The organism is Sphingomonas sp. TZW2008, assembly GCF_002117915.1.
Taxonomy (GTDB): Bacteria; Pseudomonadota; Alphaproteobacteria; order Sphingomonadales; family Sphingomonadaceae; genus Sphingomonas.
In genome coordinates, this window is record NZ_BDJB01000008.1 from 409825 (window position 1) to 432983 (window position 23159).

Annotated in this window: 25 protein-coding genes; 10 read left to right on the forward strand and 15 right to left on the reverse strand. The window is 68.1% G+C overall.

Annotated features, from left to right (window positions below):
• Positions 1–13 precede the first annotated feature (13 nt).
• The gene (locus tag B7L05_RS11960; RefSeq protein WP_085810473.1) at positions 14–1222 is read left to right on the forward strand and encodes a mechanosensitive ion channel family protein; all 1209 of its coding nucleotides are present in this window, start codon (positions 14–16) and stop codon (positions 1220–1222) included.
• Between the two features lie 63 nt (positions 1223–1285).
• On the opposite strand, the gene B7L05_RS11965 is transcribed toward B7L05_RS11960, so the two are convergent.
• A complete protein-coding gene (locus B7L05_RS11965; RefSeq protein WP_179187200.1) occupies positions 1286–1639 on the reverse strand; it encodes a hypothetical protein in 354 nt (117 codons plus the stop codon).
• Between the two features lie 106 nt (positions 1640–1745).
• On the opposite strand from B7L05_RS11965, the gene arfB reads away from it, so the two are divergent.
• Entirely contained in the window at positions 1746–2168 is a 423-nt protein-coding gene (gene arfB, locus B7L05_RS11970; RefSeq protein WP_085810475.1) for an alternative ribosome rescue aminoacyl-tRNA hydrolase ArfB, read from the forward strand.
• Positions 2169–2241: 73 nt separating this feature from the next.
• Here the strand turns inward: arfB and B7L05_RS11975 are convergent, their stop codons facing one another.
• The gene (locus tag B7L05_RS11975; RefSeq protein ID WP_085810574.1) at positions 2242–2892 is read right to left on the reverse strand and encodes an RluA family pseudouridine synthase; all 651 of its coding nucleotides are present in this window, start codon (positions 2890–2892) and stop codon (positions 2242–2244) included.
• A 48-nt stretch (positions 2893–2940) separates the two neighbouring features.
• Here B7L05_RS11975 and B7L05_RS11980 point away from each other — a divergent pair, with 48 nt between their 5' ends.
• Positions 2941–3720, forward strand: coding sequence for a M15 family metallopeptidase (locus tag B7L05_RS11980; RefSeq protein WP_085810476.1), 780 nt, complete (start codon positions 2941–2943; stop codon positions 3718–3720).
• A 21-nt stretch (positions 3721–3741) separates the two neighbouring features.
• Here the strand turns inward: B7L05_RS11980 and wrbA are convergent, their stop codons facing one another.
• Together wrbA and B7L05_RS11990 are read right to left on the reverse strand one after the other, a co-directional pair.
• On the reverse strand, positions 3742–4344 hold the full coding sequence (gene wrbA, locus B7L05_RS11985; protein ID WP_085810477.1) for an NAD(P)H:quinone oxidoreductase: 603 nt from the start codon (positions 4342–4344) through the stop codon (positions 3742–3744).
• 48 nt (positions 4345–4392) lie between these two features.
• Positions 4393–5106 carry a pirin family protein gene (locus B7L05_RS11990; protein ID WP_085810478.1) on the reverse strand — a complete coding sequence of 238 codons (714 nt, stop codon included), beginning with the start codon at positions 5104–5106 and terminating at the stop codon, positions 4393–4395.
• A 110-nt stretch (positions 5107–5216) separates the two neighbouring features.
• On the opposite strand from B7L05_RS11990, the gene B7L05_RS11995 reads away from it, so the two are divergent.
• The 4 genes from B7L05_RS11995 to ctrA all read left to right on the forward strand — a co-directional run bounded on the left by B7L05_RS11995 (position 5217) and on the right by ctrA (position 8689).
• Positions 5217–6104, forward strand: a complete 888-nt coding sequence (locus tag B7L05_RS11995; RefSeq protein ID WP_085810479.1) for a LysR family transcriptional regulator — start codon at positions 5217–5219, stop codon at positions 6102–6104.
• A gap of 44 nt (positions 6105–6148) precedes the next feature.
• A complete protein-coding gene (locus B7L05_RS12000) occupies positions 6149–6733 on the forward strand; it encodes an isochorismatase family cysteine hydrolase (RefSeq protein ID WP_085810480.1) in 585 nt (194 codons plus the stop codon).
• Positions 6734–6800: 67 nt separating this feature from the next.
• The gene (locus tag B7L05_RS12005; RefSeq protein ID WP_085810481.1) at positions 6801–7895 is read left to right on the forward strand and encodes an AI-2E family transporter; all 1095 of its coding nucleotides are present in this window, start codon (positions 6801–6803) and stop codon (positions 7893–7895) included.
• A gap of 95 nt (positions 7896–7990) precedes the next feature.
• The gene (ctrA, locus tag B7L05_RS12010) at positions 7991–8689 is read left to right on the forward strand and encodes a response regulator transcription factor CtrA (protein ID WP_085810482.1); all 699 of its coding nucleotides are present in this window, start codon (positions 7991–7993) and stop codon (positions 8687–8689) included.
• Between the two features lie 69 nt (positions 8690–8758).
• Here ctrA and B7L05_RS12015 read toward each other — a convergent pair whose 3' ends face one another.
• A complete protein-coding gene (locus B7L05_RS12015; RefSeq protein WP_085810575.1) occupies positions 8759–9931 on the reverse strand; it encodes a glycosyltransferase in 1173 nt (390 codons plus the stop codon).
• A gap of 116 nt (positions 9932–10047) precedes the next feature.
• On the opposite strand from B7L05_RS12015, the gene B7L05_RS12020 reads away from it, so the two are divergent.
• On the forward strand, positions 10048–11010 hold the full coding sequence (locus B7L05_RS12020) for a cation diffusion facilitator family transporter (protein WP_085810483.1): 963 nt from the start codon (positions 10048–10050) through the stop codon (positions 11008–11010).
• Here the strand turns inward: B7L05_RS12020 and B7L05_RS12025 are convergent.
• Positions 11007–11363 carry a hypothetical protein gene (locus tag B7L05_RS12025; RefSeq protein ID WP_085810484.1) on the reverse strand — a complete coding sequence of 119 codons (357 nt, stop codon included), beginning with the start codon at positions 11361–11363 and terminating at the stop codon, positions 11007–11009. The two genes, B7L05_RS12020 and B7L05_RS12025, sit on opposite strands and share 4 nt — an antisense overlap.
• Before the next feature lie 66 nt (positions 11364–11429).
• On the reverse strand, positions 11430–12440 hold the full coding sequence (locus tag B7L05_RS12030; RefSeq protein ID WP_085810485.1) for a polyprenyl synthetase family protein: 1011 nt from the start codon (positions 12438–12440) through the stop codon (positions 11430–11432).
• A 63-nt stretch (positions 12441–12503) separates the two neighbouring features.
• Between B7L05_RS12030 and B7L05_RS12035 the strand changes: the two genes are divergently transcribed.
• Positions 12504–12782, forward strand: a complete 279-nt coding sequence (locus tag B7L05_RS12035; protein ID WP_085810486.1) for a chorismate mutase — start codon at positions 12504–12506, stop codon at positions 12780–12782.
• A 37-nt stretch (positions 12783–12819) separates the two neighbouring features.
• Here B7L05_RS12035 and B7L05_RS12040 read toward each other — a convergent pair whose 3' ends face one another.
• From B7L05_RS12040 to B7L05_RS12075, 8 genes are all read right to left on the reverse strand, one after another.
• Positions 12820–13368: a thermonuclease family protein gene (locus B7L05_RS12040; protein ID WP_085810487.1), complete on the reverse strand. Its 549-nt coding sequence runs from the start codon at positions 13366–13368 to the stop codon at positions 12820–12822.
• Positions 13369–13462: 94 nt separating this feature from the next.
• The gene (locus tag B7L05_RS12045; protein WP_085810488.1) at positions 13463–14254 is read right to left on the reverse strand and encodes an enoyl-CoA hydratase/isomerase family protein; all 792 of its coding nucleotides are present in this window, start codon (positions 14252–14254) and stop codon (positions 13463–13465) included.
• Between the two features lie 24 nt (positions 14255–14278).
• Positions 14279–15214, reverse strand: coding sequence for a nitronate monooxygenase family protein (locus B7L05_RS12050; protein WP_085810489.1), 936 nt, complete (start codon positions 15212–15214; stop codon positions 14279–14281).
• A gap of 64 nt (positions 15215–15278) precedes the next feature.
• Positions 15279–16262 carry a DUF2891 domain-containing protein gene (locus tag B7L05_RS12055; RefSeq protein ID WP_085810490.1) on the reverse strand — a complete coding sequence of 328 codons (984 nt, stop codon included), beginning with the start codon at positions 16260–16262 and terminating at the stop codon, positions 15279–15281.
• Positions 16259–17161, reverse strand: coding sequence for a DUF979 domain-containing protein (locus B7L05_RS12060; RefSeq protein WP_085810491.1), 903 nt, complete (start codon positions 17159–17161; stop codon positions 16259–16261). Before B7L05_RS12060 ends, B7L05_RS12055 begins: the two co-directional genes overlap by 4 nt.
• Positions 17158–17811, reverse strand: a complete 654-nt coding sequence (locus B7L05_RS12065; protein ID WP_085810492.1) for a DUF969 domain-containing protein — start codon at positions 17809–17811, stop codon at positions 17158–17160. The genes B7L05_RS12060 and B7L05_RS12065 overlap by 4 nt, the downstream gene beginning before the upstream one ends.
• Before the next feature lie 241 nt (positions 17812–18052).
• Positions 18053–18520 (reverse strand): hypothetical protein, encoded by a 468-nt coding sequence (locus tag B7L05_RS12070; protein WP_144037248.1) that lies wholly within the window; start codon positions 18518–18520, stop codon positions 18053–18055.
• Positions 18521–18537: 17 nt separating this feature from the next.
• On the reverse strand, positions 18538–20061 hold the full coding sequence (locus B7L05_RS12075) for a fumarate hydratase (RefSeq protein ID WP_085810494.1): 1524 nt from the start codon (positions 20059–20061) through the stop codon (positions 18538–18540).
• Between the two features lie 138 nt (positions 20062–20199).
• Here B7L05_RS12075 and B7L05_RS12080 point away from each other — a divergent pair, with 138 nt between their 5' ends.
• A complete protein-coding gene (locus B7L05_RS12080) occupies positions 20200–22830 on the forward strand; it encodes an EAL domain-containing protein (RefSeq protein ID WP_085810495.1) in 2631 nt (876 codons plus the stop codon).
• Positions 22831–23159: the final 329 nt, after the last annotated feature.

The window sequence follows — 23159 nt, forward strand, 5'->3', positions numbered from 1 at the left end:
GTAGAAAGAGACCATGGCGACAAACAATACGGCCGCCCCGCTGCCGAAGATTTCGGCGGACGACGTGCAGCAGCAGGTCCACACCTTTTGGACCTCGAGCGCCGCGTGGATTAGCGAATATTGGCTTCAGGTGGCGATCGCGATCGCGGTCGGCACCGGTCTGTCGCTCGGGCTGCTGTGGCTACGCAGCCTCGGCCCCCGGCTCGCCAAGCGGTCCAGCTCCGGAACCGGGTGGACGGCGGTGATCGGCCGCGCGATCGAGCGCACCAGCACGTTCTTCATCATTATGGTCGCCGCGAAACTGGTCTCCGGCTACGCCGGCCCGCCGGCGATCGTCGCGACGACGATCGATTTCCTGTTCACCGTCGCCGCGGTGTTCCAGGCGGCGACGTGGGCGCGCGAGCTGATCCTCGGCGCGATCGAGCATCGCACCCGGTCGGAAAATTACTCGGGCGAAGCGCTGATGAACGCGATGGGGTTGATTCGCCTTCTCGTCACCATCGTCGTGTTCGCGATCGCACTCGTCGTCGTGCTCGACAATCTCGGCGTCAACGTGACTGGCCTCGTCGCCGGTCTCGGCGTGGGCGGCATCGCGATCGGCTTGGCCGCACAGGGCATCTTCGCCGATCTGTTCGCCGCGCTAGCGATCATCTTCGACCGCCCGTTCCGTCGCGGCGATGCGATCATGTACGATACGAGTTCGGGCACCGTCGAGGAGATCGGGCTCAAGTCGACGCGCATTCGCGGGATCAACGGCGAAGAGCGCATCATCTCGAACAAGAACCTGCTCAACAAGGAAATCATCAACAACACGCAGCGCGATCGTCGGCGCACCAAGCTGCTGCTCGGGCTCGCCTACGAAACCGACCCCGACCTGCTCGACCGCGTACCCAATATCCTGAAGGAAGTGGTAGAGGCGCAGGCGCAGGTCTTCGTGCGCGCCGGCTTCGTCGCGTTCGGCGCATCGACCCTCGATTTCGAGCTCGAATTCGACACGCCCTTCGCCGATTTCCAGCACGCCTACGACGCGCGGCACAAGGTCGGCATCGCCGTACTGCGCCGCTTCACCAGCGAGGGGATCAACCTCCCCTTTCCCATCCAGACGACCTATACCGCCGCGCCCGACGGCCGCCTCGTCATGCCCTATCCGGAGGTGCAGCCCGTTCACGAGGTGTGCGCGCCGCGCGAGCCGACACCGGGCGCCGCGTCGTCACAAGTTTAAGACGGAGGGTTATCGAGCGGCAAGGGCGAGCGCACGCTCAGCCGCTCAACCGGCCCGCATATCTCAGCGCGCGAACATCTTCGCCATGAACGCGCTCGCCGCCTGTCCTACAGCATCGGCCATCTGGTGCGGATCGACGCTGCCCCCAGCGCGCGCGCCGTCGGGCTTGGTGCCGGCTTGGCCGGGGCGCTCGGGCGCCGCATGCCCCCCGCTGCCCGCCCCGCGCGCCTGGCGCGCCGCGATCGCCGCTGCCGCCGTCGCCGCCATCGCGATGCCCGAAGCGAGCGCCTGGCGCCCGGCGGGGCTGTTCGCCTTCTCGATCAGCGCCTCGCCGGCGCGCCGCGCCTCCTTTGGCACCTTCACGCCGGCGATCTCCTTGGGAATGCGAAACCCCTTCTTGCCCTTCTTCGCCATCACGTCCGTCCTCTAAGTGTATCGCAGATATAATACACGCCGCCCCGCCCGCAATAGCCGCGCGGCGCTGCGTCTTGCGCCCATGCGCCAAGTCGCCGCATGACGCGGCATGGTTGCCATTCCCGTCACCCGATCGATCGCGATCGACAGCGACGAGTTGATCGAGACGACGACGCGCGCCGGCGGGCCCGGCGGCCAGCACGTCAACACCACCGATTCGGCGGTGATCCTCCGCTTCGACGTCGCGAACTCGCCCTCGCTGCCCGAAGCGGTGAAGCTGCGCCTCGTCACGCTCGCCGGCTCGCGGATGACGCGTGAAGGAGTGCTGGTGCTCCGCTCCGAAGGCTCGCGATCGCAACTGCTCAACCGTCAGGAGGTACGCGAGCGGCTCGTCGCGCTGATCCAGCAGGCGACGATCGTGCCCAAGAAGCGCCGTCCGACCAAACCCACCAAGGCGTCGCAGACGCGGCGTGTCGAGGCCAAGGCGAAGCGCGGCACGATCAAGGCGAACCGGCGCCGGCCGATCGACTGAGGCGCGGACGATAAGGTCACGCGACCCTGTCATCGGTGAGATGGATACCCGACCTGTAAGGTGACGGGCCCCGCTACTCGCCGAACCCAACCATGCTGAACCGTTCGGGCCACGGCGCTTCGGCCAGCACATCGGGCTTGCCGGGTCGCGGTACGACCAGCGTCGCGGCGTGAAGCATCATCCCCGCCTTGTCGGGCCGGCCATAGGTCGGATCACCAACTACCGGCACGCCCAGCCCTTCAAGCGCATGGACACGGATCTGGTGCGTGCGCCCGGTCGCCGGCCGGAACTCGACCAGCGCGCGGCCGTCGTGCACGCGGATCAGCCGCCATCCGGTGCGGGACGGCTTGCCAGCGGCGTCACGCGTCATCCGCCACCCCGCCGCCGCGGTCGATACCTTGCCCAGCGGCAGGTCGATCTCGCCCGCCTCGCCGTCAGGCACGCCGTCGAGGATCGCGAGATAGCGCTTCGTCACGGCGCCCGCCTCGAACGCCTGCTGCAGCCGCGCGTGCGCCTTGGGATTGCGCGACAGCAGCAAGCAGCCGCTGGTGTCGCGATCGAGCCGATGCACCGGGTGCGGCCAGCGCCGGAACCCGAAGGTCAGGTTGGACAGATGGTTTTCGAGGCTGATCGACCCGTCGCGCGGCGGATCGACCGGCAGCCCTGCGGGTTTGTCGATCACCAATGCCTCGCCGTCGAGGAAGAGAACGCGGTCGCCGATCATGCGATCGCCCTTGCCATCGTGCGGCGCCAGAGACCAGAGAGACGATTGATGCGACGCTTGCCGCTCTACCTGCTTCTCGCCCTCGCGACGCCGGCGGAGGCGCAATTGTGCGACGGCGTCAGCGCACCGATCGGGCCGGACGGGCGCGCGCTCGGCCATTTTCCCTACGGCGATGCGGCGCCGGGCAGCCTGCTCGCCGTGCCGTCCGAATACGCCCTCGGCGAGTGCCGGCTGCGCCCCGAGGCACTGGCGGACCTGCGCCGGTTGATGGCCGCCGCCGCTGGTGATCCCGCGGTGCAGGGCCGGCTCTACGCGCTCTCGTGTCACCGCTCGCTCGAACGCCAGCAATCGACCTTCTGTCGCACCCGGCAGAGCGCGAGCGGGCTAGATCGCGCGATCTCCGCCGCCCCGCCAGGGCATAGCGAGCATGCGACGGGCTATGTGCTCGATTTCACCGTGCGCCCGGCCGACGGCTGCCCCGATGCGGAGGCGTGCATGGCCGCCAAGCCCGCCTTTCGCTGGCTCGCCGCCAACGCGTCCCGGTTCGGTTTCGAGATGTCGTTTCCGGCGAGCAACAAGCAGAACGTGAAGTGGGAACCGTGGCATTGGCGCTGGGTCGGCACGTCGGCCGCCGCGCCCGGCGCGGCGCGCGCGCGCTTCGTGTTCGCCCGTGCGCGCGCGCTATTTCCCGCCAACCCCGCGATCGATCCGGTCGTGCCGCACGTGACACCCCCGCCAGTCGTACGCACGATCGCGCCGCCGCCGGAAACGCCGAAGGAACGCCGCGCGCGCGAACGACGCGAGCGGAAGGAGCGGCGGGCGCGCTGACACGCAGCCCGCCGTCACTGGTCAGGCGGAGAGCTTCGCCGCCGTCTCCGCGATCCGCTTGCCCTGGTAGCGCGCGCCGCCAAGATCGATGTCGCTCGGCTGACGGCTGCCGTCGCCGCCCGCGATCGTGCTCGCGCCATAGGGCGTGCCGCCATGCACCGCGTCGAGCGTCGTCTGATCCTGATAGCCATAGTCGAGCCCGACGATCGTCATGCCGAAGTGCATCAGGTTGGTGATGATCGAGAACAGCGTCACTTCCTGCCCGCCGTGCTGGCTCGCGGTCGAGGTGAAGGCACCGCCGACCTTGCCGTTGAGCGCACCCGTCGCCCACAGCCCGCCGGCCTGGTCGAAGAAGCTCGCCATCTGGCTCGGCATGCGACCGAAGCGCGTCGGCGCGCCGACGATGATCGCGTCATAATTCGGCAGCGCGTTCACGCCCTCGATCTCGGGATGCGAGTGATCGGGCTTGAAACCGGCCTTCTCGGCGACCTCCTTGGGCGCGGTCTCGGGAACGCGGCGGATATCGACCTCCGCGCCGCCCTGCCGCGCGCCTTCTGCGACCGCCTCCGCCATCTTGGCCAGGTGGCCGTAGGACGAGTAATAAAGCACCAGAACCTTTGCCATGTGAATCCTCCTAGGAAACGCCGCCCGCCATGCGCGGGCGGCCAGACGTCATTCCGCGTCGACCAGAACCAGCTCGGCGTCTTCGCGGGCTTCAATGATGTAGCTTCCACCAACGAGCGCGGCGCCGTCACGTGCCGTCAATTCCTCGCCATTGATCGAAATCGCGCCGGTCGCCGCCACCAGATAGGCATGGCGACCCGCCGCAACGTCGTAGCTGACGCGCTCGCCCGCCTTCAGCGTCGCGCCGAGCACGCGCGCGTCGGCGCGGATCGGCAGCGCATCGGTATCCTCCGCGAAGCCGCTGGCCAGCGCGACGAACCGACCGGAACGATCGCCCTTGGGGAAGGGCTTCGCGCCCCAACTCGGACTGCCGCCCGTGGTGCGCGGCTCGATCCAGATCTGGAACAGCGTCGTTGGCTCGTTCTCGAGATTGTACTCGGCGTGGCGCACGCCCGTTCCGGCGCTCATCACCTGAACGTCGCCAGCACCGGTCCGCCCTTGATTGCCGAGCGAATCCTGATGCGTGATCGCGCCGCTGCGGACGTAGGTAATGATCTCCATGTCGCGATGCGGATGCGGGGGGAAGCCGTTCTGCGGCGCAACGGTATCGTCGTTCCACACACGGATCGCGCCCCATCCCATCCGCGCGGGATCATAGTAATTCGCAAAGCTGAAATGATGCCGCGCGTCGAGCCAGCCGTGGTCGGCATGGCCGAGGCTGTCGAACGGGCGTCGGTCGATGCGCGTACGGGTATCGGTCATCGCTGTGTCTCCAACTGTTGACCGGGAGATAGGACGGCGGCACCATCGCGAAAACAGAAACGATTGAAACGGATTGTTTCTGGCGCTACCGGGAAATCGGAGGTTACTCGATGCGCCTGCCCGATCTCGAAGCCTGGGCGATCTTCGCCACCGTCGCCGAACACCGCTCGTTCACCGCCGCCGCCGACTCGCTCGGGCTGAGCAAGGCGACCGTGTCGAAGGCGGTATCGCGCCTTGAGGCGGATCTCGGCCAGTCGCTGTTCCACCGCACGTCACGCCGTCTCGCGTTGACCGAAGCGGGGCGCCCGCTCGCGGAGCATGCAGCGCAGATCCTCGCCACCGCGCAGGCGGCGGAGGAAGCCGCGCGCGACGGCGCCGCCGCGCCCGCCGGCCGCATCCGCCTCGCCGCGCCAATGACGTTCGGCGTGTCGAATGTGGCGCCGCTGCTCAGCGATTTCCTCGCCGCGCATCCGGGGATCGAGATCGAGCTGCACTTGTCCGACGCGCGGGTCGATATCGTCGCCGAAGGGTTCGACGTCGCGCTGCGCATCGCTGAGCTGCCCGACAGTTCCCTGCGTGCACGCCGGCTGTGCGCGATCCAGTCGCATCTCGTCGCCGCGCCGGCCTATCTCGCGCGCGCCGGCACCCCGACGCATCCCGGCCAGCTCGGCGATCACGCGCTGCTCGGCTATACCAATGTCACCGGGCCGTGGCGCTTCCGCGGGCCGGGCGGCGCGGAGGTGTCGGTCAAGGCGCAGGGGCCGCTGGCCGCGAACAGCGGCGACGCGTTGATGCCCGCGCTCGTCGCCGGGCTCGGCATCGCCCGCCTGCCCGCGTTCATTCTCGGCGACACGCTCGCCAGCGGCGCGGTCGTCGAGCTGCTGCCCGAGTGGCGGCCCGCCCCGATCGGGCTCCACCTGCTCACCCCGCCGAGCCCGCTGCGCCCGGCGCGCGTCGAGGCGCTGATCGCCTTCCTCGCCGAGCGGCTGCACGACTGATCCAGGTCGTTGCCGCCCGCGCCCGCCACGCGCAAGACGACACGATGACCAATGCCGCGATCCTCCTCATCGATCTGCTCAACACGTTCGAGTTCACCGGCGGCGATCGGCTCAAGGAGGCGGTCGCGGAAATGACGGCACCGCTCGCCGCGCTGCGCCGAGAGGCGCGGGCGCAGGACGTGCCAGTGATCTTCGTCAACGACAATTACGGCCGCTGGCATGACGAGCCCAGCCAGCTGATCGACTATGCGATCGACAAGGGCGGCGAGACGGTGGCGGCGATCCGCCCCTTGCCCAGCGACTATTTCGTCATCAAGCCCGAATCGTCGGGGTTCTACGCCACTACACTACCCGCGCTGCTGCCGCGGCTCGGCGTGTCGCGGCTGGTGCTGTGTGGCGTCGCGTCGGACATCTGCGTGCTTTTCACGGCTGCCGACGCGCACATGCGCGAGTATGATCTGTGGGTGCCCGGCGATCTCGTCGCCTCTCCGCACGGCGAGCGCGGCGACTGGGCGCTTGACATGATGGCGAACGGCATGAGCGCCGAGGTTCGGCCCACGACCGACCTGACGCTCGCCGACTGGCTGGCAAGCGCGCCAAAGGTGGCGCCGGGCAGCCGCGCCGCGTGACCACCGCGGGCCAGCGATAGCACCGATCCCATTGCATCGCGCGGCGACTGTGCCACGGTCGCGCACGATGAGCCGCCTGACTCCCGATGCCGACGACGCGCGGTACATCCGCCGCCTCTTCCTGACGATCGCGGTCGTCGCGCTGGCGGCAGCGATCTACTTCACCGGTGATCTCCTGATCCTCGCCTTCGGCTCCGTGCTGGGCGCGATCGTGATCCATGCGATCGCCGAAATCTACGAGACGCGGGCGCGACTGTCCGATCGCGTCGCGCTCAGCTGCGCGATCGCCACCGTGCTGGCGCTGATCGGCTTCCTCGTCTGGCTGTTCGCGGTGGAATTCCGCACCCAGGTCAACGTCCTCGTCACGCGGCTGCCGGGCATCATCGACCAGCTTGCCGACCAGATGTCGCAATCCCCGGTCGGCGCCAAGGTCGTCGATGCGGTGCGCGCCGCCTTCGCCGGCAGCCGCGTCGCGCAGGACATCGGCGGGCTGGCGGAGGGCGCGGGCCAGTTCATCCTCAACGCGCTGCTCGTCCTTGTCGGGGCGATCTTCTTCGCCGTCGACCCCAAGGTGTACGAACGCGGCTTCCTCCTGCTCATGCCGCCGTCGAAGCGCGCCGCCATGGAAGACGCGCTGATCGATACCGCCGCGACGTTGCGCCTGTGGCTGCGCGCGCAGCTCATCCAGATGACGACGATGGGCGTCCTGGTCGGCATCGGCCTGTGGCTCGTCGGCGTGCCGTCCGCGCCGGCGCTCGCGCTGCTCACCGGGATCAGCGAGTTCATTCCTTACGTCGGCCCCGTGGCCGCGATGATCCCCGCGATGGGCCTCGCCGCGACACAATCGATCCATCACGTGCTGTGGACGGTCGGCGTGTTCGCGATCGTTCGCGTCGTGCAGACGAACTTCATCACGCCGTTCGTCACCAGCCGCGTCGTCGCCATCCCCCCGGCGGTGACGCTGTTCGCGATCCTCGCGATCGGCGCGGTATTTGGCCTGTTCGGCCTGTTCTTCTCCGCCGCGCTGCTCGTCATGGTATTCACGCTGGTGCGCAGCCTGTACCTGCGCGACACGCTGGGCGAGGACATCCCGCACAGCCGCCACCGGACCTTGTTCGACTCGGCCGGCACCCCCCGCGACTCGCCGATTAAGCTGGATTAATCCCTAATTAACCTTTTGCGTTCAGACATCGCTTGGTTAATGAATCGGTTGGGGCGCTGGCGCAGGGAACGCGACGTCCAGACAGGGGAAGACGCATGCGGGTGCTGCTGATCGAAGACGAGCCGACGACCGCCAAGGCGATCGAGTTGATGCTCTCGGTGGAGGGGTTCAACGTCTATTCGACCGATCTTGGCGAGGAGGGCTTGGACCTCGGCAAGCTCTACGATTACGACATCATCCTGCTTGATCTCAACCTGCCCGACATGCACGGCTACGACGTGCTGAAGCGGCTGCGCGTCGCGCGCGTGTCGACGCCGGTGTTGATCCTGTCGGGCGTCAACGAGATGGATTCGAAGGTGCGCAGCTTCGGCTTCGGTGCTGACGATTACGTGACCAAGCCGTTCCACCGCGAGGAACTGGTGGCGCGCATTCACGCCGTCGTGCGCCGCTCCAAGGGCCATTCGCAGTCGGTGATCCGTACCGGCAAGCTCTCGGTCAATCTCGACGCCAAGACGGTCGAGGTCGACGGCGCGCGCGTGCACCTGACGGGCAAGGAATATGCGATGCTCGAGCTGCTCAGCTTGCGCAAGGGCACGACGCTCACCAAGGAAATGTTCCTCAACCATCTCTACGGCGGGATGGACGAGCCCGAGCTCAAGATCATCGACGTCTTCATCTGCAAGCTGCGCAAGAAGCTGAGCCTCGCATGCGAGGGCGAGAATTACATCGAGACCGTGTGGGGCCGCGGCTACGTGCTGCGCGAGCCGGACGAGGTCGCCGCCAAGGTCGCCTGAGGCCTAAAGCAATACTCCCGGAGTAAGGGAGGATGGAGGCCGCGACATCGGGGGGTGTCGCGGCCTTCTTCATGTCTTGTGCGCGACGAGCGCGGAAAGGTGCGCATGAAGCGCGGCGGCATTCGCCGCCCAGGTGAAGCCGAGCGCGCCGGCACGCGTCGCCTCCTGCGCCGGCGGATCAGCAAGGATTCCGGCGATCGCGGCGGCGAAGCCGGTGGGACTTCGATCGGTCGTCCGCCCGGCGGCTGCGTCCTGCACGACGTCGGCCGCGCCGCCCGCCGCGGTGATGACGATCGGCGTCCCGCACGCCAGCGCCTCGACCCACGCATTGGCAAGCCCCTCGGAAGCAGACGCCAGCGCCATCACGTCGGCGGCGGCGATCAGCCCGGGCACGTCGTCGTGCGGGATGCTGCCAAGCAGCCGCACGCGGTCTGCGATCCCGAGCCGCGCAGCCAGCGCCGCGAGCCTCGACCGCTCGGACCCTTCGCCCGCAATCCACAGCTGCACACCGGGTAGCCGGGCGACCGCCTCGATCACCACGTCGTGCCCCTTGCGTACGATCAGCGCCCCGACCGCCACGACGAGCGGCCCGCTGACGCCGAGACGCGCCTTCGCCGCCGCGCGGTCGACCGGCGCGAAGCGATCGAGGTCGACGCCGGTATGATGGACCATGACCCGCGCCGGATCGATCCCGATCGCCGCCATGTCCGCGCGCATCGCGGCGGAAACAGCCAGCAGGCCGTCCGCGCGATCACCGGCGTCACGCACCGATGCGGCGGTCGCCGGCCGATGCCCCCAGTAATGGATATCCGCGCCGCGCGCCTTAATCGACACCGGCACGCCGTACCGCGCACCCAGCGTCACCGCCGCCGGCCCGTCGGGAAAGAAGAACGACGCATCGATCACGTCGAACGCGAAGTCTTCGCGAATCTGATCGAGTACGGAGACGAGCGCGCGCGCCAAGGCGGCGGAATGATAGCGCCCATCGGTGCCCGGCCATGTCGTGAAGCGCGGCCGATCAACGGTAAGCCCCTTCCACGTTTCGCACCGCGGCAGCGCGGCGAGTGCGCGATAATGCGGATGCAGCCGCAGCGGCCACGGCGGCAGCCCGACCGGTGCGACCACGCGCACCGCCACCCCCGGCCGCACGGCAAGCCCCAGCGTCTGCCGCTCGACGAACACGCCGAAATTGCGCCGGCTGGCGTCGGGGAACAGCGAGGAGAGCGTCAGCACGCGAAGCATCGCCGAGGTGTAGCGCCCGACCGTTAATCCCACCTATCCGTCAGGCAGAACACCGCTCCATCGGCGCCGCGCCGCCTTTTCTGGTCACTCCGCGCCCGTGCTGCTAGGCGGCGATTATGGGGCACGGGCATCAAGGGCATCATCACGGCCGCGGCGACGGCGCGCACGATCATGCGCATGACCACGGCCATCACCACCCCGCCCCGCCGGCATCTTGGGACCGCGCCTTTGCGATCGGCATCGCGCTCAACCTCGCCTATGTCGTAGCGGAGGCATCCGCCGGTCTTTGGACGGGATCGGTCGCGCTGCTCGCCGATGCCGGGCACAATCTGTCCGACGTGCTTGGCCTCGCGGTCGCCTGGGGCGGCGCGGCACTCGCTCGCCGTGCGCCGTCGAAGCGCTTCACCTATGGGCTGAAGGGCTCGACGATCCTCGCCGCGCTCGCCAACGCGCTGCTCCTGCTGGTGGCGATCGGCGCGATAGCGCTTGAGGCGGTGCAGCGGTTCGGTGAGGCGGCACCGGTGCCGGGGCTCACCGTATCGGCGGTCGCCGCGGTCGGCATCGCGATCAACGGCCTTACCGCGTGGCTGTTCGCGCGCGGCCGCAAGGGCGACGTCAACATCCGCGGCGCGTATCTCCACATGCTCGCCGACGCGATGGTCTCGGCAGGCGTCGTGCTCGCTGGCGTCGCGATCTGGCTGACCGGCATCGGCTGGATCGACCCCGCGGTCAGCCTAGTGATCGCCGCGCTGATCTTCTGGCAGACATGGGGGCTGCTGCGCGAGACGGTGGAGATGAGCCTTGCCGCCGTGCCGCGCGCGATCGACTATGATCGCGTCAGCGCCGCGCTTGCCGCGCTGCCGGGCGTCAAGCAGGTCCACGATCTGCACATCTGGCCGATGTCGACTACCGAACCGGTCCTCACCGCGCACCTGCTGATGCCCGCCGGCCATCCTGGAGACGCGTTTCTCGCGGGCACGCAGGACATGCTGCACCACGATTTCGGCATCGGCCACGCGACGCTGCAGATCGAGACGGGCGCGTCGCCGTGCGTGCTCGAGCCCGCCGCCGCGGTCTAGGCGTCAGCGAGCAGCGCCGCCCGCACGCGCCCGGTCAACGCGGCAAGTTCGGCGAACAGCCCCTCGTCGATCGCCTTGAAATTGAAGCAGGTCTTGCCCTGCCGCCTTTTCGCGAGGTCCGCCGATAGTCCGTCGGCAAGCGCCGGCGTGTCGTACAGCGGGATCAGGTGGAAGGCGACGTAGCTCTTCTTGATCGTCACCGTGCCGAACCAGCCAGGCTCGCCGGTCTTCGGATCCCGCCGGTGCGTCCGCACGACGAGATCACCCGGCACGTCGCGCTCGATTACCTGATCGCCCGCCGCCGCCAGCATGATCGCGCGCAGCCGCGCATATACCGCCGCGAAATCCGCCATCGTCGCCCTCCTTGCCGACCAAGGTGGAACGTCGGCGCGGCAGCCGTCAAGCGATCGCAGCGCCGATCAATAGACGCGCGCCACCGCGAACTCGACCGCCTCGACCATCGCGTCCTTCGCCTTGCCGCTGGCGAACGGTGCGATCGCGTCGATCGCGCGCTGGCCATAGTGGCGCGCGCGCGCGATCGTGTCGTCGACCGCGCGGCTCGATCGCACCAGCTCGATCGCGTGGACGAAATCGGCATCGCTGTCGCGCCGCCCCTCGACCGCGTCCTTCCAGAACTTGCGCTCTTCCTCGTTGCCGCGCGCATAGGCGAGGATGACGGGCAGCGTCATCTTGCCTTCGCGGAAATCGTCGCCGGCGTCCTTACCCATCGTGCCCGCGTCCGACGTATAGTCGATCGCATCGTCGACCAGCTGGAACGCGATGCCTAGGTTGCGGCCGTACGCGTCGAGCGCCGCCTCCTCCGCCTCCGGCCGTTCGGCCACCACCGCCGCGATCCGGCATGCCGCCGCGAACAGCGCCGCCGTCTTAGCGTTGATGATCTCCAGATAGCGATCCTCGCCGGTATCGACGCGCCGCGCGGCGGTCAGCTGGTGCACCTCGCCTTCGGCGATCACCGCGCTGGCGTTGGACAGGATCTTGAGCACCTTGAGGCTGCCGTCTTCCACCATCAGCTCGAAGCTGCGACTGAACAGGAAATCGCCCACCAGCACGCTCGCGGGATTGCCCCAGATGATGTTCGCGGTGCGCTTGCCGCGCCTGAGGTCCGATCCGTCGACCACGTCGTCGTGCAGCAGCGTCGCGGTGTGGATGAACTCGACCGCGGCGGCGAGCCGGTGGTGCCGCGTCCCCGAATAGCCGAGCAGCTTCGCGCTCGCGAGCGTCAGCATCGGACGCATGCGTTTGCCCCCGCCCGCGATGAGATGCCCGGCGAGTTCGGGAATCAGCGGGATCTGCGACTGCATGCGATCGAGGATCGCGGCATTCACGAGGTTCATGTCGCCGGCGACAAGCTGGATCATCGGATCGAGCGAGGGCTGGCGGCCGGCGAGGCGGTGGACGGTGGCGCTCATCTGCTGCGTCCTCTACGGACGCAGGCGCAAGGCCGCAACCGCGCGAGCCATGGGAGGGTGCGAATGCCGGACGAGGTGCTGAAGGGTTACCGCAGGAGCATCGACAACATCGACGCCGCGCTCGTTTGCCTGCTCGCTGAGCGGTTCAAGGTGACGCAGGCGGTGGGGCGCTACAAGGCCGAAGCGGGGCTGCCGCCGGCCGATCCCGGCCGTGAGGAGGCGCAGATCGGCCGGTTGCGCGCGCTCGCCGAGGAGGCCGAGCTCGATCCCGAATTCAGCGAGAAGTTCCTGCGCTTCATCATCGACGAGGTGATCCGCCACCACGAGCAGCTGCGCGGCTAAGCCCCGCACCTGCCGGGTTGCCTGATCCCGCCGGCCGTTAGCACCACGGCCGGCGCCGGCCCTCCCACGGCCGGGCGAGGCCCTCGTCGATCAGCGTATCGCCCAGCGACACGCCGTCGCGCGTGACGATCGCTAGCCGCCGGCCGTAGCGATCGGTCGGCCGATCCGCCGCCGCCAGCTCAATCGGCCCGGCGTTGAGCAGCGCCTGCAACCGCCGTGTCGCGCGGTCGCCTAGTTCCGCCTCCGCGGGGCAGCGCGGCGGGTGCGTCTCGGGTGTGTCGATATCGGCGATGCGTACCTTTTCGCCCGCGATCCAGAAGGTGTCGCCGTCGACGACGCAATTCGTGCCGCCGCCGCTGTGGCACAGCGTGAACCTCCCCGTCGCCGCGATCGACGAGGGCAGCATCGCATCGTCCCCGTTCATGATGTCGGGCACCGACAACACGCCGACGGCAAGGCCGATCGCCACCGCCACGGCACCGATCGCCGCGACGGGGGAGCGCCGCCGCCGCTTGGGCGCGGGCCAGAAGGTGACGGGCGCGGGCCGCGTACGGCGCGAGCGACGGAAATTAGGTTCGTGCCGCATGCCGGCGTCCGTGCCGGCATAGCGGTTATCGAGCGCTGAACGGCGCCGCCGAAACGGACGAACCGTTCGGCGCGACGATCAGCGTCGAGGCGGCTCAGCGCCCGGTGAAGCTCGCCGGACGCTTCTCGAGGAAGCTCGCCATCCCCTCCTTGAAGTCCGCGCTCTGGAACAGCGGCAGCAGCTGGAGATAGACGTGCTGGACGTGCGTGTCGAAGCTCTCATCGAGCCCCATGCGCATCAGCCGCTTGGCGCCCTGCACCGCCATCGGTGCGTTGGCGGCGATCTCCAGCGCGATCGCGCGCGCGCGGCTCGCGACCTCGCCGGTCGGCACCACTTCGTTAACGAGGCCTTCCTTCAGGCAATCCTCGGCGCCCAGCGTGCGGCCGGTGAAGATGATTTCCGCCGCCTTCGCCCAGCCGAGCATCCGCGGCAGGAACCACGTGCCGCCCGATTCGGGCAGCACCCCGCGCTTGACAAATGCCGCCGCAAGCTTCGCGTCCGCTGCCATCACGCGAATGTCGCAGCCGAGCGCCATGTCCATGCCGTATCCGGCGGCCGAACCGTTGAGCGCCGCGATCACCGGCTTGTCGAGCGCGTGAAGCACCGTCGGCGGCGTGTTCCTGAGGTCGATCGTCGCGCCGAATGTCGCCGAGGACGAGCCGATCCCCTCCCCCTTCGTCGCCGCGTTGAGATCGAGCCCGGCGCAGAACGCCCGGCCGGTGCCCGTCAGCACGATGACGCGAACGTCGCGATCCTCGCCCGCGCGCACCAGCAGCCGAGTCAGCTTGTCGAGCATCGGGCCGGAAATCGTATTCATCCGCTCCGGGCGGTTCAGCGTCAGCGTCGCGATGCCTTCCGACACCTCGTAGGTAACGTCCTCGCTCATATCCTCATCCTTTCCGTTCAGCGCTCACGCCGCGCGCGCCAGTCGCGCCACCGTCGCGGCATATTCGGCCATCGTATCGTCGAAGATCTGCGCCACCGGCTTCACCTCGCGGATGCGCCCGGCTACCTGGCCAGTCAGCGCGATCCCCGCTTCCAGGTCGCCGCCGAAATAGACCGCCTGCGTATCCGCGAACTCGCCGAAAATGTTCGGCGTGCCTTCCTTCTCGATCCGGCTGGTGCGGTCGGTGCGCAGCGCGCGCAGCGCCGGGCCGGGCCCCGAGCGGTTCAGGAACACGGTGTCGGTGGCATCCGCCTCGACGATCGCGGTCTTCCAATTGTCGTGCACCGGGCATTCGGCGGACGAGAGGATGCGCGTCCCCATCAGCACGCCTTCAGCGCCTAGCGCGAACGCCGCGGCCATCGTTCGCCCGTCCATGATTCCGCCCGCCGCCACGACGGGCACGTCGACCGCCTCGACCACCTGCGGCACCAGCACCATGGTGGAGACATCCTTGGCGTTCTTGAACCCGCCGCCCTCGCCGCCCTCGACGATCAGCCCGTCGACGCCCGCCTCGACCGCGCGCAGCGCGCCGGCAAGGCTCGGCACGACATGAAACACGGTCAGCCCTGCGGCCTTGAGCATGCCGGTATATTTCATCGGATCGCCCGCCGAGGTGGTGACGAAGCGGATGCCCTGATCGATCACGAACTGGACGATGCCCGGATCGCGCACGAACGCCTGCGCCACGTTCACGCCGAACGGCTTGGTCGTAAGCTCGCGCATCTTGAGGATCTCGGTGCGCACCGCTTCGAGATCGCCCGACGACGTCTCGATGATTCCCATCCCGCCAGCGTTCGACACCGCCGACGACAAGTGCGATCGCGCGATCCAGCCCATCGCCGCCTGAATGATCGGCTTCTCGATGCCCAGCATCTCGGTGATGCGCGTCTTCAGCGCCATTGGCCCTCTCCCCGACTTTTCGAAGATCGGGTTTACACAGGCGACGCCTGGCTTCCAGCCTTTTTCAACAAGTGAGTGCGAGCAGCGCGAAGGTCGCTAGCCAGTGCGCGCCCATGTAATCGTCGGCGAGATGCGGCAGGCTGGCATCAAGATGCGCCGTCGCGGCGGCGAGCGCGGCCGTCGCGACTTCGCGATCCGGCAGCGCCGCGGCGATCGTGCGCCAGCACCACGCGCGGCTTAGGTTCAGCCCATCGAGGTGCGCGATCTTGCCGTCGCTGCGGTCGGAGACGATCGCCGGCGTGAACAGCGTCGTCGGCCGCCCCGCCGCCGCGTCGGGCAGAAAACCGTCGAACCATGCGCCGAAGTCTTCGCCCAGCACGCGGCTCATCAGCAGCGCCTCGCTGAGCGCGGAGGACAGGAACTCGTCGCCGCCCGGCTCCCACGCCTGACACCCGCGATCACCGGAGAACCAGTCGCGCGCCCGCGCATCAATCAGTGCGACCAGTGCCGCGTCGTGATCACACCCCCAGTCGCGCGCCAATGTCAGCGCGAACGCCGTGTTGAAGTGCGTGCCGACGCGAATCGGATAGGTGAGCTTGGGCAGATGCTGGTGGAAGCGCGTCGCGAAGGCACGCGCCAGCGGCGCCAGCGCCGCGGCCCAAGGCGCGTCGTGACGAACTGCCTCGCCGTGAAGCGCCAGCGCCCAGCCCCACCCGTACGGCCGTTCGAACCCGGCGGCATAGGGCAGCGCCAGCCGCGCCACCTCGCCCGCCACCTTGTCGGGCACCAGCATCGCGTCGGCCCGCGCGCGGATTGCATCGGCCTCGGGAAGGTCGGGGAACAGCCGCGCGATCGTCAGCAGTTGCCACCAGCCGTGGACGCAGCTGTGCCAGTCGAAGCTGCCGTGGAAGATCGGGTGGATCTCGTGCGGCTCGCGCAGATCGCCCGGCCCGCTCAGCACCTGATCGAGCTTATACGGATATTGCTGGCCGATATGGCCGAGCGTCAGCCGCGCGAAGCCGGCGGCGGTATCCGCGGTCAGGGTCATGCGACGATCCACCATAGAAGCGCGATGTTGAAGGCGAGCAGCGGCAGCGCGGTCGGCACCTGCGCGCGGATCACGCCGTTGGCGTCCTTGAGCTCGAGCAGCGCGGCGGGCACCAGATTGAAGTTCGCCGCCATCGGCGTCATCAGCGTGCCACAGAACCCCGCGAGCATGCCGATCGCGGCCACCGGTGCAGGATCAGCACCATAGGCTTTCACCAGGAGGGGGATGCCGACCGCCGCCGCCATCACCGGAAAGGCAGCAAAGGCATTGCCCATCACCATCGTGAACAATGCCATGCCGATTCCGAAGGCGAGCACCGCGCCGAGCACGCTGCCCGCGGGGATCGCGACGCCGACCAGCCTCCCGACGACCTCGCCGACGCCGGCGAGCGCGAACACCGCGCCGAGGCTCGCCAGCATCTGCGGCAGCACCGCCGCCCAGCCGATATCGTCCATCAGCGCGCGCCCGGCGCGAAACGGCTCGGCCGGCGCGGGCCTGAGCCAGGCGTAGCACAGCGCAAGCGCGCACAGCACGCCGGCCGTCAGCGCGACGAGCGTCGCCTGCTTGGCATCGAACAGCGCGGGAAATTGCTTGAACACGAACGTGCCGATCAGCGCGGTAGCGGGGATCACCAGCGCTGGCACGAATACCGTCGCGCCGCGCGTCGCCGGCTCGCCCGCCGGCACGCGCCGCCTCATCCGCCCGCTCGCGGCGATCGCCACCAGCGCGAGGACGAGCACGCCGTTGCCCACGTCGCCCAACCTATCGCCGGCGAGGAAGCTCGTCGCGATCAGCGCGTAGAAGCCGGTGTTCGCCCAGCGCCGCTCGACGAACGACAGGATCGCGAATGCGAGAAAGGTCAGCCCGGCGACGAGATAGACGAAATTCAGCCCGATCATGCCGCGCGCGCCCCGATGCGCCCCTTGCGATCGAGCCACCACATCCGCCCGCCATGGATCGCGAACGCCGCGACCGCGGTGGGGATCGCCCAGATCGACATGTGCAGCGGCTCGACGAAGATGCCATAACCCTCGAGCACGCCCTTCATCAGCAGGATCGATCCGATCGCGATGAAGATGTCCTCGCCGAAGAACAGCCCGATATTGTCGGTCGCCGCCGCCAGCGCCTTCACCTTCTCGGGATCGTGCGCTTCCCCCGCCGCGGCCTCGGCCATCGGCGCGATCAGCGGGCGGACCGTCTGCGCGTGGCCGGCGACCGAGGTGAGCCCCAGCGCCGCGGTGATCTGCCGAAAGCCAAGATACGCGAGCAGCAGCCGCCCCACGGTCAGGCCCTTCAATCCCCCTACCAGCGCCCGCGCGCGCGCCTGCAGCCCATTGCGCTCGAGCAAGCCGATCACGGGCAGCACGATGTAGATTGCGGTCACGTAGCGCGTGTCGTTGAACGCCTTGCCGAATGCCGCGAGGATCGCCAGCGGCTCGATCCCCGCCGCGAGCCCGGTGACCAGCGCAGAGGCAGCGATCACCAGCATCGGGTTGAAACGCAGCAGAAAGCCAAGCGCGATGATCGCGATGCCGGCGAGGACGAGCATCAGGCGCCGGGCCGGGATGCGTCAACCGGCCTTCGCGCCGTGCACCACCATGTCGCAGATATCATGCCCGTCGATGTGCGGCACGCCCGCCGCCGCGACAAGCGCGAAGTGGCGATCCGGCCGAGAAGGGCGAGCGGCGGGCCAGGCGCGCCCAGTCTAAGGGGCGAGCCGGCTGCGCCTTGGAACGATGAAGGCACTTCCATCGCGGAAGATCATAGGGGTCCATGCTCGCGGTTCCCGCTTAACCGGTCACCCCATCGGCGCAACGCACGCGTATCCCCTTCGTGGTCACCAGCGCCTTCTCGCCAGCCTGCGCCTCGACACGACCATCGCCTTTCGTGCTGGATACCAACAGCACCATAGGGCGATCGATGACGCAGCGATATTCCGCCTTGGCGACGGTGCAGGCGCGTCGCAGTGCGGCCGCGTCGTCCGGTGACGGGTGACCCACCGATTCGACGCCGAAGGCGATTGACGCAGATCCGCCGATCAGCGCGGCTTTCAATCCGGAGATGAGCTGGCCCTGATATAGGGCCGGCTGATCGGTCTTCTTCAAGCCCAGCTGCGGGGCGAGCCGCGCGCAGAAGCTGGGCGATTGGTCCGCCGCCAACGCGCCACCGGCGCTCACCAACAGCAGCACGGCCGCCCAAATTTTCACGCCCTGCTCCATATCAGATGGTGCCCGCGGGCAACGCTGCATCGTCGACATTGCGCGACACGCATCTCTCACGCCGGCTGAAGCAGGCCTTCCTTCGCGATCTTGTCGCGCCACACGAGCGGGGCGAGTTGGTGAACGTTGTTGCCTTCGCTGTCGACCGCGACGGTGACGGGGAAATCCTCCACCTCGAACTCGTAGATCGCTTCCATGCCGAGATCCTCGAAGCCGACGACCTTGGATCCCTTGATCGCACGTGCGACGAGATACGCCGCGCCGCCGACCGCCATCAGATAGGCGCTCTTGGCGTCCCTGATCGCGTCGGTCGCCGCCGGTCCGCGCTCGGCCTTGCCGACCATCGCAAGCAGCCCTTGATCGAGCATCATGCGGGTGAACTTGTCCATCCGCGTCGCGGTCGTGGGACCGGCGGGGCCGACCACTTCCTCGCCGACCGGATCGACCGGACCGACGTAGTAAATCACGCGGCCCTTGAACTCGACCGGCAGCGTCTCGCCGGCGTCGAGCATGTCCTTGATCCGCTTGTGCGCAGCATCACGTCCGGTCAGCATCTTGCCGTTCAGCAGCAGGCGATCGCCCTGCTTCCACGAGCGGACGATCTCGGGCGTCAGCGTGTCGAGATCGACGCGGATCGCGGCCTTGTCGGGCGTCCAGTTGACCTTGGGCCACTCGTCGAGCTTCGGCGTCTCGAGATACGCCGGGCCGCTGCCGTCGAGCGTGAAATGCGCGTGGCGGGTGGCGGCGCAGTTCGGGATCATCGCCACCGGCTTGCCCGCGGCGTGACACGGCGCGTCCATGATCTTGACGTCGAGGATGGTCGACAGCCCGCCCAGGCCCTGCGCCCCGATGCCGAGCGCGTTAACCTTGTCGAAGATCTCGATGCGCAGCGCCTCGATGTCGTTCTTCGGGCCGCGCGCCTTGAGCGGGCCCATGTCGATCGGCTCCATCAGCGCCTTCTTGGCAAGCAGCACGCAATGCTCCGCCGTGCCGCCGATGCCGATGCCGAGCATGCCCGGCGGGCACCAGCCGGCACCCATCTGCGGCAGCATCTCCAGAACCCAATCGACGATCGAATCGCTGGGGTTCATCATCTTGAACTTGGACTTGTTCTCGCTGCCGCCGCCCTTAGCCGCGACATCGACCGAGACCTTGCTGCCCGGCACCATCTCGACGTGGAGCACGCAGGGCGTATTGTCCTTGGTGTTGCGGCGCGTGAAGGCGGGGTCGGCGAGGACCGAGGCGCGCAGCTTGTTCTCGGGGTGAAGGTACGCGCGGCGCACGCCTTCGTCGACGATCTCCTGCATCGAGCGTGTCGTGTCGTCGATGCGGCAGTCCATGCCCCATTTGATGAAGACGTTGACGATGCCGGTGTCCTGGCAGATCGGCCGGTGGCCCTCCGCGCACATCCGCGAATTGGTCAGGATCTGCGCGATCGCGTCCTTCGCCGCCGGGCCCTGTTCCGCCTCATAGGCGTCGCCAAGCGCGCGGATGTAATCCATCGGGTGATAGTAGCTGATGAACTGGAGCGCATCGGCAACGCTCTCGATCAGGTCTGCGGCGCGGATCGTCGTGGTCATGGCTATCGTCACTATGGCGCGCGCGGCACCAGTGCAACGGCCGCGCGCGCGTCAAAATGCGACGGATCGAGGCGCCACGACGCCGTCGTCCACCGCGCCGTAAACGCTTTGCCAACCCTCTTTTCCTATTCCGGCGCGATGGGACCAGTTCGTCGCGTATCGTCTTCAGCCTCCGCCCCGCCCGGCTTCGTCGAGGCGCTGGGGCTGGTCGCCTCCGCCGACGAGGCGGTCGCCGACGCCAGCGAGGCGCGGCTGCGCGAAGTGGTCATCTTATGGCCGCTGGTCGTCGCGGTGCTGCTGCTCGGCAGCGTCGGATCGCTCGTCTTCCTCGCCTTATGGGACCGGCCGGTCGGCATGGCTGTGGCGTTGGCGGCGGTGCTGAGCGTGGTAGGCGGTGGAGCCTGGACGCTGCTCGCACTACCCAAAGCGCGCACCCTTCCCCCGCATCGTCGTATCGGCATCCTCACCGCACTCGCGGCGCTGCTCGGGATCTTGCTCTCGCTTCAGCTCGACCTCAGCCCGCGCCTGCCCACCGCGTCGCTCCACGTCGCGGGCTTCGTTGTCGGCTTCGGCACGATCGTGCTCACTGCTATTGCCCTGCACGCAGTACGCGCCGCCAGCCTGGCCTTTGCCGGCACGCTCGCGCTGATGGTGCCGGTCACGGCCGGGCTCGGCGTCGCTGCCGCGGCCGCGCTGGTGCTCGCCGCGCTGCTCGTGCGCGGCATCTTCCGCATCGCGACGCGCGACCATCAGGAGCTCGGCGCACGCGAGGCAGCGCAGCACCAGCAGCAACTCGCCTCCCGGCTGGTGCGCGAATATGAGGAGCATGGCACCGGCTGGTTCTGGCAGACCGACCGTGCCGGGCACCTTACCTATCTCACCGAGAAGGTTGCGCGCGAGATCACTGCGCTCGGCGTCGATCCGATTGGCGAGCGGCTGGTCAACGTCTTCCGCGTCGACTCGTCGCTGATCGAGACCGAGCGTACGCTCACCTTTCACATGTCGTCGCGCACCAGCTTCGCCGATTATTCGGTTCGGCCCGCGTTCGAGACGAAGGCGGATCGCTGGTGGTCGATCTCCGGCCGGCCGATGCTCGACGACCTCGGCCGCTTCCAGGGCTTCATCGGCTCGGGCTCGGACCTCACCGAGAAGCGCCGCGCCGAGGCGGAGATCACGCGCCTCGCGCTGTTCGACAGCCTGACGGGGCTTGCCAATCGCCAGCGCATGCGCCTGTCGCTCGAACAGACGCTCGCGCCCGCGCAGGGCCCACGTACCACCACGGGGTTGTTCCTGCTCGATCTCGATCGCTTCAAGGCGGTCAACGACACGCTCGGCCATCAGACCGGCGACGAGCTGCTCAAACAGGTCGCGCAGCGGCTGCAACAAGCCGTCGCTGATGCGGGGCTCGTCGGGCGGCTCGGTGGCGACGAATTCATGGTCGTCCTTCCGCGCGAAGGCAATCGCGACAAACTGAGCGAGATCGCGCAGCGCATCATCGCCGCGCTCTCGCAGACCTATTTCATCAAGGGCGCTTCGGTCTCGATCGGCTGTTCGATCGGCGTCGCGATCGCGCCCGAACACGGCGAGGACAGCGAAGCGCTGGTGCGCAACGCCGATCTCGCGCTCTATGCCGCGAAAGCCGACGGGCGCGGCGTTCATCGCTTCTACCGCGACGAGCTGCTCGAAGGCGCGCAGAACCGCAAGCGGCTCGAAGACGATCTGCGTCAAGCGCTCGGCAGCGACCAGTTTCATCTCACCTATCAGGCGGTCGTCTCGACCGCGAACGAGCAGATCGTCGGCTACGAGGCGCTGCTGCGCTGGACGCACCCGACGCGCGGCGCGGTGAGCCCGGCCGAATTCGTGCCGATCGCCGAGGAATGCGGCCTGATCGACGCGATCGGCGAATGGGTACTACGCACCGCCTGCGCGGATGCGGCACGCTGGCCCGAGAAGGTGCGCGTCGCGGTCAACGTCTCGCCGATCCAGTTCGCCAATCCCGCGCTGCCGGCGATCGTGACGAGCGCGATCGCGGCCGCCGGCATCGCGCCCGCCCGGCTCGAGCTAGAGATCACCGAGGGCGTGTTCCTCAACGAGGACGCGTCGTCCGACCAGATGTTCAAGGCGCTGAAGGGGATTGGCGTACGCCTGGCGCTCGACGATTTCGGCACCGGCTATTCGTCGCTCGGCTATCTGAAGAAGGCGCCGTTCGACAAGATCAAGATCGACCAGAGCTTCGTGCGCGGCGCGATCCAGTCGGGCACGCGTAACGCCGCGATCATCAAGGCGATTGTCACGCTTGCCGACACGCTCGGCATGGAGACGACGGCCGAGGGCGTCGAGCAGCAGGACGAGATCGCGCTGATCCGCGATCTGGGGTGCAGCCACATCCAGGGCTTCGTCTACGGCCGCCCCGCGCGCAGCGAGGACGTCGCCGCGCAGCTGGCGGCTGGCGGGCGTGCGACCGCGGTCGGGCATCGCATCAGCCGCGCACCGCGCACCAAAATGCTGCGCTCCGCGCGGATCGAAATCGGTGACGAGCGCGGCGAAGTACGGATCCGTAACATGTCGGCCAACGGCGCAATGATCGACGGCGTCGATTTCCCCGCCGAGGCGATTGGTGTCGATGTGCAGATCGAACTCCTCGAGGATCAGCTGTTCCCCGCCACGATCCGCTGGACGGCGGACGGGCGCGCCGGGCTTGAGTTCGCGCGCGCGTTCAACCTCGAACGCCTCAACCAGCCTGCGCGCTTGGTCCGTAAGACAGGCTGAGGCGCACGGCTGAGCAACGCTCCCCAACGCTTGGGAGCAAGCTGTCACGGCGGGTGTGATACCGCCACCGACCCGCGGTAGGTCGCCGCCACGCGCATTTGTTCACAGCAAAAAATTTTCTGTCCGCTTGCAATCCGCGAACCCCGCGGAAGTCCGCGCGTCGCGCGATTGTGTGCCATCAATGTTCCGGCGGCGGCGATGAACCCTTCGCCATCGCAATGCATTTACCGACTTGCCTCCTGACGCCGCCTGACACAATCTGTTGGGGCTGAAGACGGGGGCTGACGCAAGTACTGGTGGAACGGCGCTGGGATCACGAGATCACGGAC

Excerpts from the sequence above, each read along its gene's own strand:
- B7L05_RS11960 (WP_085810473.1), top strand. The coding sequence starts at position 14 with ATGGCGACAAACAATACGGCCGCCCCGCTGCCGAAGATTTCGGCGGAC.
- arfB (WP_085810475.1), top strand. The coding sequence starts at position 1,746 with ATGGTTGCCATTCCCGTCACCCGATCGATCGCGATCGACAGCGACGAG.
- B7L05_RS11975 (WP_085810574.1), bottom strand. The coding sequence starts at position 2,892 with ATGATCGGCGACCGCGTTCTCTTCCTCGACGGCGAGGCATTGGTGATC.
- B7L05_RS11980 (WP_085810476.1), top strand. The coding sequence starts at position 2,941 with ATGCGACGCTTGCCGCTCTACCTGCTTCTCGCCCTCGCGACGCCGGCG.
- wrbA (WP_085810477.1), bottom strand. The coding sequence starts at position 4,344 with ATGGCAAAGGTTCTGGTGCTTTATTACTCGTCCTACGGCCACCTGGCC.
- B7L05_RS11990 (WP_085810478.1), bottom strand. The coding sequence starts at position 5,106 with ATGACCGATACCCGTACGCGCATCGACCGACGCCCGTTCGACAGCCTC.
- B7L05_RS11995 (WP_085810479.1), top strand. The coding sequence starts at position 5,217 with ATGCGCCTGCCCGATCTCGAAGCCTGGGCGATCTTCGCCACCGTCGCC.
- B7L05_RS12000 (WP_085810480.1), top strand. The coding sequence starts at position 6,149 with ATGACCAATGCCGCGATCCTCCTCATCGATCTGCTCAACACGTTCGAG.
- B7L05_RS12005 (WP_085810481.1), top strand. The coding sequence starts at position 6,801 with ATGAGCCGCCTGACTCCCGATGCCGACGACGCGCGGTACATCCGCCGC.
- ctrA (WP_085810482.1), top strand. The coding sequence starts at position 7,991 with ATGCGGGTGCTGCTGATCGAAGACGAGCCGACGACCGCCAAGGCGATC.
- B7L05_RS12015 (WP_085810575.1), bottom strand. The coding sequence starts at position 9,931 with ATGCTTCGCGTGCTGACGCTCTCCTCGCTGTTCCCCGACGCCAGCCGG.
- B7L05_RS12020 (WP_085810483.1), top strand. The coding sequence starts at position 10,048 with ATGGGGCACGGGCATCAAGGGCATCATCACGGCCGCGGCGACGGCGCG.
- B7L05_RS12025 (WP_085810484.1), bottom strand. The coding sequence starts at position 11,363 with ATGGCGGATTTCGCGGCGGTATATGCGCGGCTGCGCGCGATCATGCTG.
- B7L05_RS12030 (WP_085810485.1), bottom strand. The coding sequence starts at position 12,440 with ATGAGCGCCACCGTCCACCGCCTCGCCGGCCGCCAGCCCTCGCTCGAT.
- B7L05_RS12035 (WP_085810486.1), top strand. The coding sequence starts at position 12,504 with ATGCCGGACGAGGTGCTGAAGGGTTACCGCAGGAGCATCGACAACATC.
- B7L05_RS12040 (WP_085810487.1), bottom strand. The coding sequence starts at position 13,368 with ATGCGGCACGAACCTAATTTCCGTCGCTCGCGCCGTACGCGGCCCGCG.
- B7L05_RS12045 (WP_085810488.1), bottom strand. The coding sequence starts at position 14,254 with ATGAGCGAGGACGTTACCTACGAGGTGTCGGAAGGCATCGCGACGCTG.
- B7L05_RS12050 (WP_085810489.1), bottom strand. The coding sequence starts at position 15,214 with ATGGCGCTGAAGACGCGCATCACCGAGATGCTGGGCATCGAGAAGCCG.
- B7L05_RS12055 (WP_085810490.1), bottom strand. The coding sequence starts at position 16,262 with ATGACCCTGACCGCGGATACCGCCGCCGGCTTCGCGCGGCTGACGCTC.
- B7L05_RS12060 (WP_085810491.1), bottom strand. The coding sequence starts at position 17,161 with ATGATCGGGCTGAATTTCGTCTATCTCGTCGCCGGGCTGACCTTTCTC.
- B7L05_RS12065 (WP_085810492.1), bottom strand. The coding sequence starts at position 17,811 with ATGCTCGTCCTCGCCGGCATCGCGATCATCGCGCTTGGCTTTCTGCTG.
- B7L05_RS12070 (WP_144037248.1), bottom strand. The coding sequence starts at position 18,520 with ATGTCGACGATGCAGCGTTGCCCGCGGGCACCATCTGATATGGAGCAG.
- B7L05_RS12075 (WP_085810494.1), bottom strand. The coding sequence starts at position 20,061 with ATGACCACGACGATCCGCGCCGCAGACCTGATCGAGAGCGTTGCCGAT.
- B7L05_RS12080 (WP_085810495.1), top strand. The coding sequence starts at position 20,200 with ATGGGACCAGTTCGTCGCGTATCGTCTTCAGCCTCCGCCCCGCCCGGC.